Origin of the sequence: Bradyrhizobium septentrionale (assembly GCF_011516645.4) — a bacterium.
Lineage (GTDB): Bacteria > Pseudomonadota > Alphaproteobacteria > Rhizobiales > Xanthobacteraceae > Bradyrhizobium > Bradyrhizobium septentrionale.
The window spans coordinates 3,448,417-3,462,033 of sequence record NZ_CP088285.1 but is presented as its reverse complement, the minus strand read 5'-3'; the positions used below and the strand labels follow the sequence as shown (position 1 = coordinate 3,462,033).

13 protein-coding genes and 2 pseudogenes are annotated in these 13,617 nt (G+C 65.0%); 9 read left to right on the top strand and 6 right to left on the bottom strand.

The window, feature by feature from the left end:
• Positions 1-19: 19 nt before the first annotated feature.
• Positions 20-1,527 (bottom strand): annotated as a pseudogene (locus HAP48_RS18120) (flavin-containing monooxygenase).
• Between the two features lie 84 nt (positions 1,528-1,611).
• Here HAP48_RS18120 and HAP48_RS18115 point away from each other — a divergent pair.
• From HAP48_RS18115 to HAP48_RS18100, 4 genes are all read left to right on the top strand, one after another.
• On the top strand, positions 1,612-2,259 hold the full coding sequence (locus HAP48_RS18115; protein ID WP_166211869.1) for a TetR/AcrR family transcriptional regulator: 648 nt from the start codon (positions 1,612-1,614) through the stop codon (positions 2,257-2,259).
• 10 nt (positions 2,260-2,269) lie between these two features.
• A complete protein-coding gene (locus tag HAP48_RS18110; protein ID WP_166211872.1) occupies positions 2,270-3,352 on the top strand; it encodes a zinc-binding dehydrogenase in 1,083 nt (360 codons plus the stop codon).
• A gap of 227 nt (positions 3,353-3,579) precedes the next feature.
• A complete protein-coding gene (locus HAP48_RS18105) occupies positions 3,580-4,677 on the top strand; it encodes a helix-turn-helix transcriptional regulator (RefSeq protein ID WP_166211875.1) in 1,098 nt (365 codons plus the stop codon).
• Positions 4,678-4,945: 268 nt separating this feature from the next.
• Positions 4,946-5,536 (top strand): hypothetical protein, encoded by a 591-nt coding sequence (locus HAP48_RS18100; RefSeq protein ID WP_175612417.1) that lies wholly within the window; start codon positions 4,946-4,948, stop codon positions 5,534-5,536.
• A gap of 10 nt (positions 5,537-5,546) precedes the next feature.
• Here HAP48_RS18100 and HAP48_RS18095 read toward each other — a convergent pair whose 3' ends face one another.
• Genes HAP48_RS18095 through HAP48_RS18085 form a run of 3 tightly spaced genes read right to left on the bottom strand, consistent with a single transcriptional unit; the run spans position 5,547 to position 7,251 of the window.
• Entirely contained in the window at positions 5,547-5,969 is a 423-nt protein-coding gene (locus HAP48_RS18095; protein WP_166211881.1) for a CAP domain-containing protein, read from the bottom strand.
• A 22-nt stretch (positions 5,970-5,991) separates the two neighbouring features.
• Positions 5,992-6,198 (bottom strand): hypothetical protein, encoded by a 207-nt coding sequence (locus tag HAP48_RS18090; RefSeq protein ID WP_166211884.1) that lies wholly within the window; start codon positions 6,196-6,198, stop codon positions 5,992-5,994.
• Positions 6,199-6,240: 42 nt separating this feature from the next.
• On the bottom strand, positions 6,241-7,251 hold the full coding sequence (locus HAP48_RS18085) for a 2-dehydropantoate 2-reductase (RefSeq protein WP_166211887.1): 1,011 nt from the start codon (positions 7,249-7,251) through the stop codon (positions 6,241-6,243).
• Positions 7,252-7,402: 151 nt separating this feature from the next.
• Between HAP48_RS18085 and HAP48_RS18080 the strand changes: the two are divergent.
• A pseudogene (locus HAP48_RS18080) lies at positions 7,403-8,000 on the top strand (YidB family protein).
• A gap of 36 nt (positions 8,001-8,036) precedes the next feature.
• Entirely contained in the window at positions 8,037-8,315 is a 279-nt protein-coding gene (locus tag HAP48_RS18075) for a GlsB/YeaQ/YmgE family stress response membrane protein (RefSeq protein WP_175612318.1), read from the top strand.
• A 72-nt stretch (positions 8,316-8,387) separates the two neighbouring features.
• Here HAP48_RS18075 and HAP48_RS18070 read toward each other — a convergent pair whose 3' ends face one another.
• Positions 8,388-9,170 (bottom strand): SDR family NAD(P)-dependent oxidoreductase, encoded by a 783-nt coding sequence (locus tag HAP48_RS18070; RefSeq protein ID WP_166211890.1) that lies wholly within the window; start codon positions 9,168-9,170, stop codon positions 8,388-8,390.
• Between the two features lie 104 nt (positions 9,171-9,274).
• The gene (locus HAP48_RS18065) at positions 9,275-10,036 is read right to left on the bottom strand and encodes an N-acyl homoserine lactonase family protein (RefSeq protein WP_166211893.1); all 762 of its coding nucleotides are present in this window, start codon (positions 10,034-10,036) and stop codon (positions 9,275-9,277) included.
• Positions 10,037-10,412: 376 nt separating this feature from the next.
• On the opposite strand from HAP48_RS18065, the gene HAP48_RS18060 reads away from it, so the two are divergent.
• From HAP48_RS18060 to HAP48_RS18050, 3 genes are read left to right on the top strand one after another with little or no spacing between them, the layout of a single operon-like run.
• Positions 10,413-11,480 (top strand): acyl-CoA dehydrogenase family protein, encoded by a 1,068-nt coding sequence (locus tag HAP48_RS18060; RefSeq protein WP_166211896.1) that lies wholly within the window; start codon positions 10,413-10,415, stop codon positions 11,478-11,480.
• Between the two features lie 18 nt (positions 11,481-11,498).
• Positions 11,499-12,659: an acyl-CoA dehydrogenase family protein gene (locus HAP48_RS18055; protein WP_166211899.1), complete on the top strand. Its 1,161-nt coding sequence runs from the start codon at positions 11,499-11,501 to the stop codon at positions 12,657-12,659.
• Positions 12,660-12,678: 19 nt separating this feature from the next.
• Positions 12,679-13,479, top strand: a complete 801-nt coding sequence (locus tag HAP48_RS18050) for an enoyl-CoA hydratase/isomerase family protein (RefSeq protein WP_166211902.1) — start codon at positions 12,679-12,681, stop codon at positions 13,477-13,479.
• The last annotated feature ends 138 nt before the right edge of the window (positions 13,480-13,617 follow it).

The following is a 13,617-nucleotide window of genomic DNA, read 5'->3' as shown; positions in this document are numbered from 1 at the left end:
GCCGCCGGTCGCCTCGTCGTTACGCCACCTGTCTCGCCGGGCTCGCGGCCTGATCCGCCGCGCCGGCCCGGCGCGCCGGCAGAAACTCTATCGCCTCATCCTTCAGCGAGCCGAAGCGCAGCGTCACGATGTCGAGCGCATAGTTCTGGTAGAGCCGCCACGGCCGGCGCGAGCCCTGCTTGGGGAATCTGGCGGCAGCGCGCTGGATATAGCCGGAGGAGAAATCCACCCAGGGAAGTTCGGTCACGGTCGGGTCGTTCCGCCGCGGCGTGGCTTGCGCGTAGCCATTGGTCTTCATGTGGTTGAGCATGCGGCAGACATATTCGCAGGTCAGGTCGCATTTCAGCGTCCATGACGCGTTGGTGTAACCGAAGGCGGCGGCGAGGTTCGGCACGCCCGAGTACATCAGCCCCTTGTAGTTCATGGTCTTCGACAGATCGACAGGCGCGCCGTCGACATTGATCTCGAGCCCGCCGAGCACCTGCAGATCGAGGCCGGTCGCGGTCACCACGACGTCGGCGTCGAGCAAATTGCCGCTCTTGAGCTTGATGCCGCCGGGCGTGAAGGTCTCGATCTGGTCGGTGACCACAGACGAGCCGCCGCTGCGCAGCGATTGAAAGAGATCGCCGTTCGGCACCAGGCAAAGCCGCTGGTCCCACGGATTGTAGCTCGGCGTGAAATGGGTGGCGACGTCGTAGTCGGGGCCGAGCGCGTGGCGCACGCCGCCGAGGATCAGCTTCTTCACGCGCTCCGGATCGCGCTTGCAGAGCCGGTAGAAATACATGCCGAACAGCACGTTCTTCCAGCGCGTGAGGCCGTAGGCGACCTTCGCAGGAAGTCGCGCGCGCAACCAGTTGGCGACCTTGTCCTCGTCCGGCCGCGCCACGACATAGGTCGGCGAACGCTGCAGCATCGTGACATGAGCGGCGGTCTTGGCCATTTCCGGCACCAGCGTCACCGCGGTCGCGCCGCTGCCGATCACCACCACCTTCTTGCCGGCGTAGTCGATGTCGTCGGTCCACTTCTGCGGATGGACGACGCGGCCGGCGAGAAATCGGCGATGCCGGGGAAGTCGGGCGTATAGCCATGTTCATATTTGTAGTAGCCGCTGCACATGAACAGGAAGTTGCAGGTGAGGCGCTCGATCGTCTTCTCCGCCCCGCGCTCGACCTCGACCGTCCATTGCGAGTCGGTAGACGACCAGTCGGCACTGATGACGCGGTGATTGAAGCGGATATTCTTGTCGATGCCGTAGATGCGCGCGGTCTCGCGCACATAGTTCAGGATCGACGGACCGTCGGCGATCGCCTTCGGCTCGGTCCACGGCCGGAACGAATAGCCGAGCGTGTACATGTCGGAGTCGGAGCGGATGCCGGGATAGCGGAACAGGTCCCAGGTGCCGCCGATGCAGTCGCGGCCTTCGAGAATGGCGTAGCTGCGGTCCGGGCAGTTGGCCTGCAGATGGTAGCCGGCGCCGATGCCCGAGAGCCCCGCGCCCACAATCAACACGTCGAAATGCGCGGACATGCCCTGACCCTCCCGTGGCAGTATTGACAATCCGTATTGTCAGATACCTTGACATCTGACAATGCCCCATGTCAATAGACTTTCATGGCAAGCAGCAGCCGGAAAGCCCGCCTCTACGGCGGTATGGACGCCGAGGAACGCCGCGCCGAGCGGCGGCTCAGGCTGATCGACGCGGCGATCGAGGTCTATGGCGAGGTCGGCTATCGCGTCGCAACCGTGAAGGCGATCTGCGAGGCAGCCGAGCTAACCGAGCGCTATTTCTACGAATCCTTCGCCAACAGCGAAGCGCTGCTGATCGCAGCCTACAATCATGTCGTCGGTCATTTGCACGAGGAGATGATTGCCGCCGCCGCAGCCGCCGGCGACGATCCCGAGGCAAGGCTGCGTGCCGCGCTGACGCTGTATTTCACCCGGCTGAAGCAGCATCCGAAGCCGGCGCGGGTCTTCCTGCTGGAGATTTCCGGCATCAGTCCGGCGGTCGATGCCGTCAAGCTCGACGCCTTGCGGGTCTTCAGCGACATTCTGGTGCCGCCCGCGTCCGATCCGAAACGCGGCGACAAGGCCGCAATGGCGACACTGCTCTCGAACGGCATGGTCGGCGCCGTCATCTCGATCGCGCTGCGCTGGGTGTCGAAGCAATATCCGCAGGCGGTCGAGGACGTCGTCGCGATCGCCGCGAGCTTCTGCCGGGTGGCGCTGACCGAGACCAACAGCCACACAATTTCAACGTAGGAGACGAGCCGTGCGCGCAGCCGTGTTCAGGAACGGAAATATCGTCACCGACAATATCCCCGATCCTGTGCCGGCCGCCGGCCAGGTGCTGGTCAAGACGCTGGCCTGCGGCATCTGCGGCTCCGATCTGCACGCGCGCAAGCATGCCGGACACACCGCGAAACTGATGAAGCACTTTCCCGGCCGCAAGCCGATGGACCTGTCGCGCGACGTCGTGTTCGGCCACGAATTCTGCTGCGAAGTGCTCGACTACGGTCCGGCGACCCAGAGGCGTTTCAAGCCGGGCACGCGGGTGTGCTCGGTGCCGGTTCTGCTCGGCGCGAGCGGGCCGCAGGGCATCGGCTATTCCAACGATATCGCCGGCGGGTATGCCGAGCGGATGCTGCTGACCGAGCCCTTGATGATCGAGGTGCCGAACGGCCTCGCCGCCGAGCACGCTGCGCTGACCGAGCCGCTTGCGGTCGGTATCCACGCTGTGGCGAAGGCAGGTATCCGCGGCGATGAGGTGCCGCTCGTGATCGGCTGCGGTCCGGTTGGCCTGGCGGTGACCGCCGCCCTGAAGCTGCGCGGCCTGCATCCGATCGTCGCTTCGGACTATTCGCAGGCGCGGCGCGCGCTCGCGGAGAAGATGGGCGCCGACGTCGTGGTCAACCCCGCCGAGACCCAGCCGTTCACGGCCTGGGCGCAGCACGCCGAGATGACGCCGGAGCAGAAGGCGGCGCGGCCGCCGTTCCAGGCCTTCCTGCCGCCGCTCAAGCCCGGCCTGATCTTCGAATGCGTCGGCATTCCGGGCTTGCTGCAGCAGGTGTTCGAGGGCGCGCCGCGCGATGGCCGCATCGTCGTGGTCGGCGTTTGCATGGAGAGTGACACCTCCGAGCCGCTGCTCGGGGTGCTCAAGGAACTGTCGCTGCAATATGTCTACGCCTACACGCCGGAGGAATACGCGCTGGCGCTGCACCTGATCGCCGAGGGCAAGGTCGACGCCGCAGCGATGGTGACCGCCACGATCGGCCTCGACGGGGTGGCGCAGGCGTTCAGCGACCTCGCCAATCCCGAACGCCACACCAAGATCATCATCCAGCCCAATCGCTGAGCCGGGGCTTCGCGAGTTATCGCGGGCCGAAACGCCAAGGCGGTCGGGATCCGCCGATTTTCGATCACGTTTTGGCCCGCTTTCCGGATCCAGCCTCCGACCTTGTCGCTGATTTAACTTGCATATCGGGCGTCCCGGTTTTCTTATGCATGGTACCGGGCGCAAGCAGGCGCGACCTGTTTCGCTCTACGAAACAACGGGACTCTGCATCAGGCGGAGCTGAGCCTTTGGTCGACCTGCACCGGCTGGACGATGTCACCGCGCGCCTTGGCGACGTGGTTCTCGATCCCGCGACCTGGCCGTCCTTCATGGACGAGGTCTGCGCCGCCGTTGGCGCGACCGGGGCGGCGATGCTTCAGAGCGATATCCGTACCGAAGACATTCCGCGCTCGGAATCGATCTCCGACTATTTCACCAAGACCTATTTCCCGCAGAATTTTCATCTCACCGACATTCGCGCGGCCCGCGGCGTGCCGCTGATGCACGCCGGCGTCGCCGCCATCACCGATGCGGACCTGTTTGAGTCCGAAACCGAGATGCTGCGCGACCCTCTCTACGCCACGCTCGGCGAGTTCGGATTGAAATGGTTCGCCGCGGTCGGCTTCCGCGCCGGCCCGGCGTTGTGGGCACTGAGCATCCAGCGTTCACCGAAGGAAGGCATGTTCGATGCCGACGAGGTCAAGGCGCTCTCGCGCTTGTCGGCGCGGCTTACCGAAGCCGCGACGCTGTCCACCGTCGTCGGCCGCTCGGCATTATCAGGCGTCACCAGCGCGCTCGACCTGATCCAGGTCGCCGCGATTGCCGTCGGCCGCTACGGCGCCATCATCGGCATGAATAGCCAGGCGGAAGCCTGCCTCGGCCACGACCTCGCAATCCGCAACAATCGCCTCACGTTGCTCGACCGGCAGGCCAATGCCGATCTGACCCGGCTGATCGATCAACTGGCGCACAGCTCGGACCTGCAGCCATTGCCGTCATCGCCGATCGTGGTGCGCAGGATCGACAAGCGGCCGCTCGTGATCCAGATGCAGCCGGTGCCTCCCGCCGCGCGCTCGCCGTTCCTGGGCGCGCGCGCGCTCTTGTTGATCCGCGATCTCGAAGGCAACGCCGCGTTCGACCAGGCGCTGCTGGCGGCGACTTTCGAGCTGACGCCGGCACAGGCGCGGCTCGCCGCGCGGCTTGCGCGCGGGGATTCGGTCGAAACTGCTGCGCAGGAGGCCGGTGTTGCTGTTGCCACCGCACGCAATCAGCTCAAGACGATCTTCCAGAAGACCGGCACGCATCGGCAGGCGGAACTCGTCGCATTGCTGCACCGGGTGAAGTGAACGATTCAGATCGAATTGTTCCAATCTCCCACGCGCCGGGAGATCAGAAATTGTTCAACTATTCCAATCGCGTGCGGCACATATTCCACTGGACCAAGCAGCTGGAGTGCAGCTTAAAAGAGCAGGGAAATCGTCGGGTTCCGGGGTGACAAGCATCGTTAAAATGACGACAATCCGCTCACCCTGTCTGGTTCGGGTTTTGCTTGCAATGTCCGTGATGCCGTCACGATCATCGACGTTGGCTGTCGCCATTCTGGTCGCCGCTTCCATGCTGGCGCCGATGAGCGCGCACGCGCAATGGTGGCGCGGCACACCGAAGGACTTCGAGGACTGCGCCGACCTCGCCGAGAAGGCGAAGACCAAAGAAGACCGGACCGCGCAACTCGCCGATTGCAACGCCAAGTTTGCCGGACGCCGCAAGGTAGGCGGCGGCTACACCTATTACGACTTCATGCAGGACCGCAGCTTCGATATCGCCGGTCCCAATCCGACGCCGGACGAGCAGAAGAAGATCGATCAGGAATATACTGGTTACCTCGAGAAGCAGCGCCGCTCCCGCATCGTCGCCGCGTTCAACGCCAAGCAGCTCGAGCGGCAGGAAAGGCCGCAGGAGCAGCCGCCGCAGATTGAGCAGGCATCGCTGCACAACGAGCCGGCGAAGGCGCCTGTCCCGGTCGCGCGGCCGGTCAAGCCGCGCGTTACTGTCGTCCCGCTTCCCAAGGTGCGGCCGCAGGCGGGGAGCTGCGTCAAGGGCACGTTCTCCTGCGAATGGCCAAAGCTTTCCGAGGGACTGGACGGCTTGAAGAAGCTGTTCGCGCCGTCACCGCCGCAGCCGACCAAGCTCGCGAAGCGGAACTGATTTCCTCTTATCAATCGGTAATCACCATCGCCCAGAACCGGCGGTACGGCGACTTCGGATTGTCAACGAAGGCGACGCCCACGCGCTTGGCGCCCGGCATCAGCAGGTTCTCGCGATGCCCCGCCGAATTTTCCCACTGCTTCAGCATCTCGGCGAAGGCAATGAAACCCGCGCCGATATTTTCGGCGGCGCGCTGCTTCTTCAACGGCGCGATGCGCGTGAAGAAGCTGCCGCCCGCGGAATGGCTGACCGATCCGCCCGCCGACATCGCCTGCGCCTGCTTCAGCGCCATCGCATTCAGCTTCGCGTCGAGCTTCACTGCGGACATGCGGTTGGCGCGCCGGTAGGCACTGATCGATCCGGCATAATCGGCGGCACTTGCGGCCGTGGTCAAGCCGAGCACGAGGGTGAGCGCGAGGAACAGCAGTTTCATCCGAGGCCTTCTCTGCAATGGATCAGCGTGTGCGGCTGCGCTTGTGGTGCCGGGGCGTGACCGGCTTGTGCGCAGGCCTCGCCGATTGGCCTGATGCCGCGGCCGCCGCGCGCTGCTCCTGCAAGCGCGCATCATAGCCTGGCGAAGGCACCACGGTCGGCGGCGCGGCGCCGGCCGGGCCGCCACCAAGCGCAACAAGCGTGAGCAGCATGATGCAAGATCGTTTCATGATGTCACCTCCTTGGTCGAAGTGGCCAATGATCGCCGGCCTTCACGACGATGCCGCGCGAATCTGCTCGGGCGTCAGCCCCGGCGATCCCTTGTCGGCGGCCTCTGCCTTGCGGATCAGCGCGATGACGCGGCGCGACAGCGGCGCATCGAGCCCGCGGCGATCCGCAATCGCGGTGATTACTCCTTGCAGATAATCGATCTCGGTGCGGTGGCCGCGCTGCAGATCCTCCCACATCGAGGAGCGCGCCTCGGGATCGATCTTCATGGTGCGGCCGAGCAGCATGTCGAACAGCGTGTCCGGCAGTCGCAGCAAGGGCGGCATCCAGCTCGAAGGAAGCGGCGTCGGTGATACCGGCGCAATGCCTTCGGCGCGCACCGCGGCCAAGCCCTCGGCCATCTGGTCGGCAAGCAGTCGTCGCCAGCCGCGCTGCGCGAGTTGCTGCCGCAGCGGAATGTTGGACAGCGCATTGAGCGCATTGCCGAGATTGACGATCAGCTTGCCCCATTGCACGCCGTCGATATTGCCGGTGCTGTTGATCGCAAGGCCCGGCACCGAGAGCCGTGCGGCCGTGCCGGCGTCATCCTGCGCGATCACGATGTCGCCCGCGGTCGAGCGATGGAAGCGGCCGTCGCCGAGCGCGACCACATTGAACGGCACCATGCCGCCGAGCACCTTGCGGCCCGGCAGGCGGTCGCGCAGCAGCGGCACATTGCCGACGCCGTTCTGCAGGCTGATCACCGCGGCATCTGTGGGTGCGTGGCGCGCGATCACATCGGCCATTTCGGCGGTATCGGCGCTCTTCACCGTGACCAGCACCGTCTGAACGTCGCGCAAGATCGACGGATCGTCTGACAGCATGAGCCGGTCCGCGGTTACCGTCTGCTGCGAGCCGTCGAAACTGCTGACCCGCAAGCCATCAGCTGAGATCTCCTGGATCAGCCGCGGCCGCGCCAGCAGCGCGACGCGGCGGCCCGCCGCCGCCAGCATGCCGCCGACGAAGCAACCGATGCTGCCAGCGCCCGCAATACCGATCGGCCGGTCCGTGTTCATCTGGCTAAACGTCCGTTCATCGGGGATCGATAGCAGACCTTGGGTTGCCTGCCTATTTCGACGCAGCGCCCGGGCCGGCGTCTCGCCTTGTAACCGTCATGGGCCGAAGCTATGTTTCCCGCACGGGGCACGGTTGCGGCAGGAGACGATCATGGGTCTACTCGACGTACTCAACGGCATGCAGAACGCGCGGTCCGAGCGCGCCAAGCACACAATCCGACAGCTCGAGCGGCGGCGGAATGTCGCCGATGACGATGGCCATCCTGGCGCTGCTCGCCTGGAAGGCCGTCAAGCATTTCACCGGCGACCAGCCGGGCACCGCCTCCCCTGAGCCGAAACCGGCGCAGGCGCCGCCGCTCCCTGGCAACGTCACCGCGGGCCTGCCCGGCGGTACCGGCGGCGGCGGGCTCTCCGATCTGCTCAAGGGCGGCCTCGGTGGCCTTCTCGCCGGCGGCGCAGCCGGCACCGTGCTCAGCGGCGGCCTCGGCGATCTGCTCAACCAGTTGCAGCAGAAGGGCCATGGCGACGCAGCCAATTCCTGGGTCAGCAACGGCCCCAACAAGCAGATCGCACCCGGCGATCTCGCCAACGCGCTCGGCGCCGACCAGATCGACTCGCTGGCCTCGCAGAGCGGCATGTCGCGCGACCAATTGCTGCAGGGCTTGAGCCAGTATCTGCCCGACGCGATCAATCATTTGACACCGGACGGACGGCTGCCGAGCGGCGACGAACTGCACGGCAGGCTTTAGCGGCAGCGTTGATTCCATCTGAGGAGGACGACAGTCATGGGCGGCATCATCTGGGTCATCATCGTCGGCTTGGTCGCGGGGATCATCGCGCGGCTCCTGTCGCCGGGACCCAACAATCCAAGCGGCTTCATTCTCACCACCGTGCTCGGAATCGCCGGCGCGTTTCTCGCGACCTTCATTGGCCAGGCCATCGGCCATTACGGTCCCGAACAGGGTGCCGGCTTCGTCACCGCCACGATTGGCGCGCTGGTGGTGCTATTCATCTGGAACAGGCTGGTCGCGGCGCGCGTGATCCCGGATTTGGGAAACAAATAGCCGCTGCCGCTGCTTCAAAATCAAAATGCCCGGGCTTGGCCCGGGCATTTTCATTTCTGCAACGGCGCTTCGTCACTGGATCAGATGCATGCCCGCGTCCATGCGGACGAACTCGCCGGTCATGTTGCTCGACGCCGGGCTCGCCAGGAAGCAGACCAGATTGGCGATATCTTCGGCCGTCGACGCGACCTTCAGCGGCACGCGCGCCACCACGGTGTCGCGCACCTGCTTGGCGCCCGCCTCGCCGCGGCCCTTGGTGAACCAGGGCGTGTCGATATAGCCCGGGCACACCGTGTTGACGCGGATCAGCGGCGCCAGCGCGCGCGCCAGCGACTGCGTCATGGTGTTGAGCGCGCCCTTGCTCGCGGCATAGGCCACCGACGAACCGCCGCCGGAAATGCCGGCGACCGAGGAGATGTTGACCACCGCCGAGGGACGGCCAGATGCCTTGGCACCGGCTTCGAGCAGCGCGCGCGCGGCACGGACCATCTGGAACGGGCCGATGGTGTTGACGGCATAGATGCGCTGGAAGTCCTCCGCCGTCAGCCCGTCGAGATCGTGATGCGGCACATGCTTGGTGGTGCCGGCGTTGTTGATGAGCACGTCGAGGCGGCCCCAGCCCTGGGCTGCGGCGGCAATCTTCTTGCAGTCCTCATCGCGCGAGACGTCGCCCTGCACCACCAGCACCTCGGCGCCCTGCTTGCGGCAGAGTTCGGCAGTCGCCTCGGCTTCCGCCTTGCTGTTGGAATAGTTGATGATGATGCGCGCGCCCGCCGTGGCGAGGATTTGCGCGGTCGCGGCGCCAAGTCCTGATGCGGACCCGGTCACGATCGCGCACAAGCCATCCTTCGACATCTGCATTTCCCCTGTTGTTGTGAGCCAGATGAACTCCAGCGCTGGCATACCATATCGCGCGGAAAGATACCTGCAAACCGCGCAAGGCTCCTATGTCAAGGCTCCTATGTGTAGGCGTTCGGACCCTTTTGCAGGCTGGCCCATTGCGCATCGTCATGGCCGCAGATGATCTTGACGCCTGACGCTTCGATCCTGGCGATCTCGTCGAGCGAATTCAGGAACTGGTCGACGTCGAGGCTGTTCCGAGGCGAGGTCCGCTGATCGAGATTGGCGCGCACGCTGAGCGCGTCGGAGGCGAGCAGGAATTCGCCGCTCTGGTCGAGCTTGACCAGCGCGCCGGTCGTGCCCTTGGAATGTCCGGGCAGCGGGATCAGCGTCATTTTGCCGTCGCCGAACACGTCCATCTGCCGGTCGAAGATTTCCATCTTCAGCGGATGATCCCAATCCGCCCTGATGTATCCGCGATCGAACGCGTTGGCCGCGTTCGCCGCCTCGATCTCGAGCGCGTGGACGAAGATCGTCGCCTTCTTGAAGAAGGCGTTGCAGCCGCAATGATCGGTGTGCAGGTGAGAGCAGATCACGACGTCGATATCATCAGGGCCAAGGCCTGTCGCCTTCAGGCTCGTCAGCACGTGATCATCCGCCGGCATGATCGGGGTCATGTATTTGGCGAGCGTGCCGAGCCGCCCTTCGGGATCGGTCGCAACATCGGGATGGCATCCGGTGTCGAACAGCACATTGCCTTGCGTGTGCCGCAACAGCACGCAGGCGACCGGCAGGTCGATCATCTCGCCGCGCGCCGCATCCGGCAGATAGGTCCGCTTGGACATCCGCAGACGTCCGCCCGACAGCATATGCATCTTCATCGCATCACCTCTGATCTTGGCCTCAAGCTAAACATGAGTTCATAAAAACTCATATGCTTCTCGCACGGTCACGCCGGGCGCGGGCGTTGTCGCCGTGAACCTGCCGCCGGTTGCGGAAGGCGATCCAGTTTCATCTGGCGGACTGAACCGATGGCGCCGGCCGATTTTCCTCCGCGCCTGGCATACAAACCGAGGCGGTCCAAAGTCCACTATGCGGAATTCGTGCACCTCGTCCGGCTTCATGCCATCCGCGCAAGTGGCCCTGCGGGCAACGCTTGTCACGGCTATGGCTTTTCCGCATCATTGAGCGCAAGACAACATCGCAAGCAGGGCCTGCCGAACGGCTGGCCCCAAGCCAATCAACACGAGGAACGCTGTGGCGGAGAGTGAGAACATCGTCGCCGAGACCGCGGAAAAGATTTTCGCCGATCTCGCGGATGCCCAGACCATCAATCACGACAAGCAGGGCGCATGGAAGGCGCCGCTGTGGCAGGCGCTGACCGAAGCCGGCCTGCCGCTGTCCTGGGTGCCCGATGATCTCGGCGGTTCCGGCGCCAGTCTCGCGGAAGGTTTCAGCGTCCTCAACGTCGCCGGGCGGCATGCGATCGCTGTTCCGCTGGCCGAAACAATGCTGGCCGGCTGGCTGCTGACGCAAGCCAGAATCGCCTCCCCCGATGGCGAGATGACCGTGCTGCCGGCAAGCCCGAAGGACCGCATCACGCTCAACGCCGACGGCTCGCTCTCCGGCCGCGCCCGCGGCGTGCCGTTCGCAAAAGACGCAAAGCACTTCGCGGTGCTGGCTGATGGCAATGGCAGCATCTCGATCGCGCTGGTCGATGCGGCAAAGTGCCGGATCGAATCCGGCGTCGGACTTGGCGGCGATCACAACGACACCGTTACGCTCGACAAGGTGCAGCCGGCCGCGATCAAGCCCGCGCCGAAGGGCTTTGACCAGACCACGCTGATGCTGATGGGCGGCGTGGTGCGTAGCCTGCAGATCGCGGGCGCACTGGAGGCGATGCTCGACATCTCGGTGCGCTATTCCAATGAGCGCGTCGCCTTCGAAAAGAAGATCTCGAAATTCCAGGCGGTGCAGCACAACCTCGCCCGCCTCGCCGGCGAGTCGGCCGCGGCGCTGGCCGCCGCGACCTCGGCGGCCGACACCATTGCAAGCGCGAACTCGCTGAACAATGACGCAGTGTTCCTCGAAGCCGCCTCCGCAAAAATCCGCTGCTCGGAAGCGGCCGAGAAGGGCGGCGGCATTGCGCATCAGGTGCACGGCGCGATCGGCTTCACCAACGAGCACATCCTGCACCGCTATTCATTGCGTGCGCTGGCCTGGCGCGACGATTTCGGCTCGGAGAGCTACTGGGCAGTCGAGCTCGGCAAGCTCGTCGCCATCAGGGGCGCCGATGAATTGTGGCCGCTGGTGGCTTCGCGCTGAGATCAGGACAGAGACATCATGACCGCAGCCCTTCGTTTCGATCCGATCCGCCTGCCGGAAAAATGCGAGCAGCTCCGCAAGGAGGTGCGTGCCTTCCTCGCCGAGGAGATCGCCGCCGGCACCTTCGATCCCCACGCGCCGAACCGCGAGGACAATGACGCGCCGGAATTCTCCCGCCGGGTCGGCGCCAAGGGTTGGCTCGGCATGACCTGGCCGAAGAAATATGGCGGCCAGGAGCGCTCGTTCCTCGAACGTTACGTGGTGACCGAGGAGATGCGGGTGGCGAATGCGCCGACCCGGCGCTTCTTCGTCGCCGACCGCCAGAGCGGGCCGGTGCTTTTGAAATACGCGCCCGAGCACATCAAGATGGATATCCTGCCGCGGATCTGCCGCGGCGAGGTCTGCTTTGCGATCGGCATGAGCGAGCCGAATTCCGGCTCCGATCTGTTCGCGGCGAAGACCCGCGCCACCAAGACCGACGACGGCTATCTGATCAACGGCACCAAGATCTGGACCTCGTCGGCGCACATCGCCGACTACATGATCGCGATTTTCCGGACCTCACCGCCCACGAAAGAGAACCGCCGTCACGGCCTGACCCAGTTCCTGGTCAAGATGAAGCAGCCGGGCATCCAGGTGAACCCGATCGGCCAGATCACCGGCCAGTTCGAGTTCAACGAGGTGGTGTTCACCGACTACTTCGTGCCCGACGATCACGTGCTGGGTGAGGTCGACGGCGCCTGGAAGCAGGCGACGTCCGAGCTCGCCTATGAACGCTCCGGCCCCGAGCGCTTCCTCGAAACCTATTACGTGCTCACCGAACTGGTGCGCGCGGTCGGCAAGAACCCGGACACCCGCAGCGCCGAGGGCATCGGCCGCCTGGTGGCGCAGGTCCACACCATGCGCCGCATGTCGGTGTCGGTTGCGGGCATGCTGCAGGCCGGCAAGGAGCCAGTGGTGGAAGCCTCCATCGTCAAGGATATCGGTACGGTGTGGGAGCAGCAGCTGCCGCATCGCGTCCGCGATCTCGCGGCCTTCGTCGAGGAGACTGCGACCAACCGCGAGACGCTGGAAAAGCAGCTCGATTTTGCCATCAAGACCGCGCCCAAGCTGACAATCCAGGGCGGCACCACCGAGGTGCTGCGCGGCATCATCGCCCGCGGTTTGGGCCTGCGCTAAATTCAACGAGGACAGATCAATGACCAAATACACGGATATCGGCGTCGAGACCCACGGCCATGTCGGCCTGATCGAAATCCGCAAACCCCCGCTGAACTTCTTCGACGTCGCGCTGATCAACCAGATCGCCGACGCGCTGGAGGAGTTCGACAACAATATCGAGATCCGCGCCTCGGTGCTGGCCGCGCAGGGCAAGGCGTTCTGCGCCGGTGCCAATTTCGGCGATCCCGCCCGTCAGGAGCAGGAGGAGCGCGCCAAGAGCGATCCAGCCTCGAACCTGCCGATCAACCACCTCTATGTGCAGGCGGTGCGCATCTTCCGCAATAAGAAGCCGATCGTCGCGGCGATCCACGGCGCCGCGATCGGCGGCGGCCTCGGCCTTGCCGTCTCGGCCGACTTCCGCGTCGCCTGCCCCGAAGCGCGCTTCTCGGCGAACTTCACCAAACTCGGCTTTCACCCCGGCTTCGGCCTCACCGCGACGCTGCCGGAACTGATCGGCAAGAACAATGCCGAGCTGATGTTCTACACCAGCCGCCGCGTCACCGGCGAAGAGGCCTATCGCTGGGGCCTCGCCAACGTGCTGGTGCCGCAGGACCAGGTGCGCGCTGAGGCGATGAAGCTCGCGCAGGAGATCGCCGAATGCTCGCCGCTCGGCCTGGTCTCGACCCGCGCCACCATGCGCGCCGGCCTCGCCGACCGCGTGCTCGCCGCGACCAACCATGAGTTGGAAGAGCAGACCAAGCTGCGCGCGACCGAAGACTTCAAGGAAGGCGTCAAGGCCACCGCCGAACGCCGCGTCGCGAACTTCAGGGGGCGGTGAGACCCTCGCGCCCCTCTCTCTCAACGCGTCGTCCCGGCGAAGGCCGGGACCCATAACCACCTATGCGAGTGGCAAGACAAGCCGTCTCCCCTTGTGCCCTTTCCGCGGGCCGCGGCGTATGGGTCCCGGGTCAAGCCC

Excerpts from the sequence above, each read along its gene's own strand:
- HAP48_RS18115 (WP_166211869.1), top strand. The coding sequence starts at position 1,612 with ATGGCAAGCAGCAGCCGGAAAGCCCGCCTCTACGGCGGTATGGACGCC.
- HAP48_RS18100 (WP_175612417.1), top strand. The coding sequence starts at position 4,946 with ATGCTGGCGCCGATGAGCGCGCACGCGCAATGGTGGCGCGGCACACCG.
- HAP48_RS18095 (WP_166211881.1), bottom strand. The coding sequence starts at position 5,969 with ATGAAACTGCTGTTCCTCGCGCTCACCCTCGTGCTCGGCTTGACCACG.
- HAP48_RS18090 (WP_166211884.1), bottom strand. The coding sequence starts at position 6,198 with ATGAAACGATCTTGCATCATGCTGCTCACGCTTGTTGCGCTTGGTGGC.
- HAP48_RS18085 (WP_166211887.1), bottom strand. The coding sequence starts at position 7,251 with ATGAACACGGACCGGCCGATCGGTATTGCGGGCGCTGGCAGCATCGGT.
- HAP48_RS18075 (WP_175612318.1), top strand. The coding sequence starts at position 8,037 with ATGGGCGGCATCATCTGGGTCATCATCGTCGGCTTGGTCGCGGGGATC.
- HAP48_RS18070 (WP_166211890.1), bottom strand. The coding sequence starts at position 9,170 with ATGTCGAAGGATGGCTTGTGCGCGATCGTGACCGGGTCCGCATCAGGA.
- HAP48_RS18065 (WP_166211893.1), bottom strand. The coding sequence starts at position 10,036 with ATGAAGATGCATATGCTGTCGGGCGGACGTCTGCGGATGTCCAAGCGG.
- HAP48_RS18055 (WP_166211899.1), top strand. The coding sequence starts at position 11,499 with ATGACCGCAGCCCTTCGTTTCGATCCGATCCGCCTGCCGGAAAAATGC.
- HAP48_RS18050 (WP_166211902.1), top strand. The coding sequence starts at position 12,679 with ATGACCAAATACACGGATATCGGCGTCGAGACCCACGGCCATGTCGGC.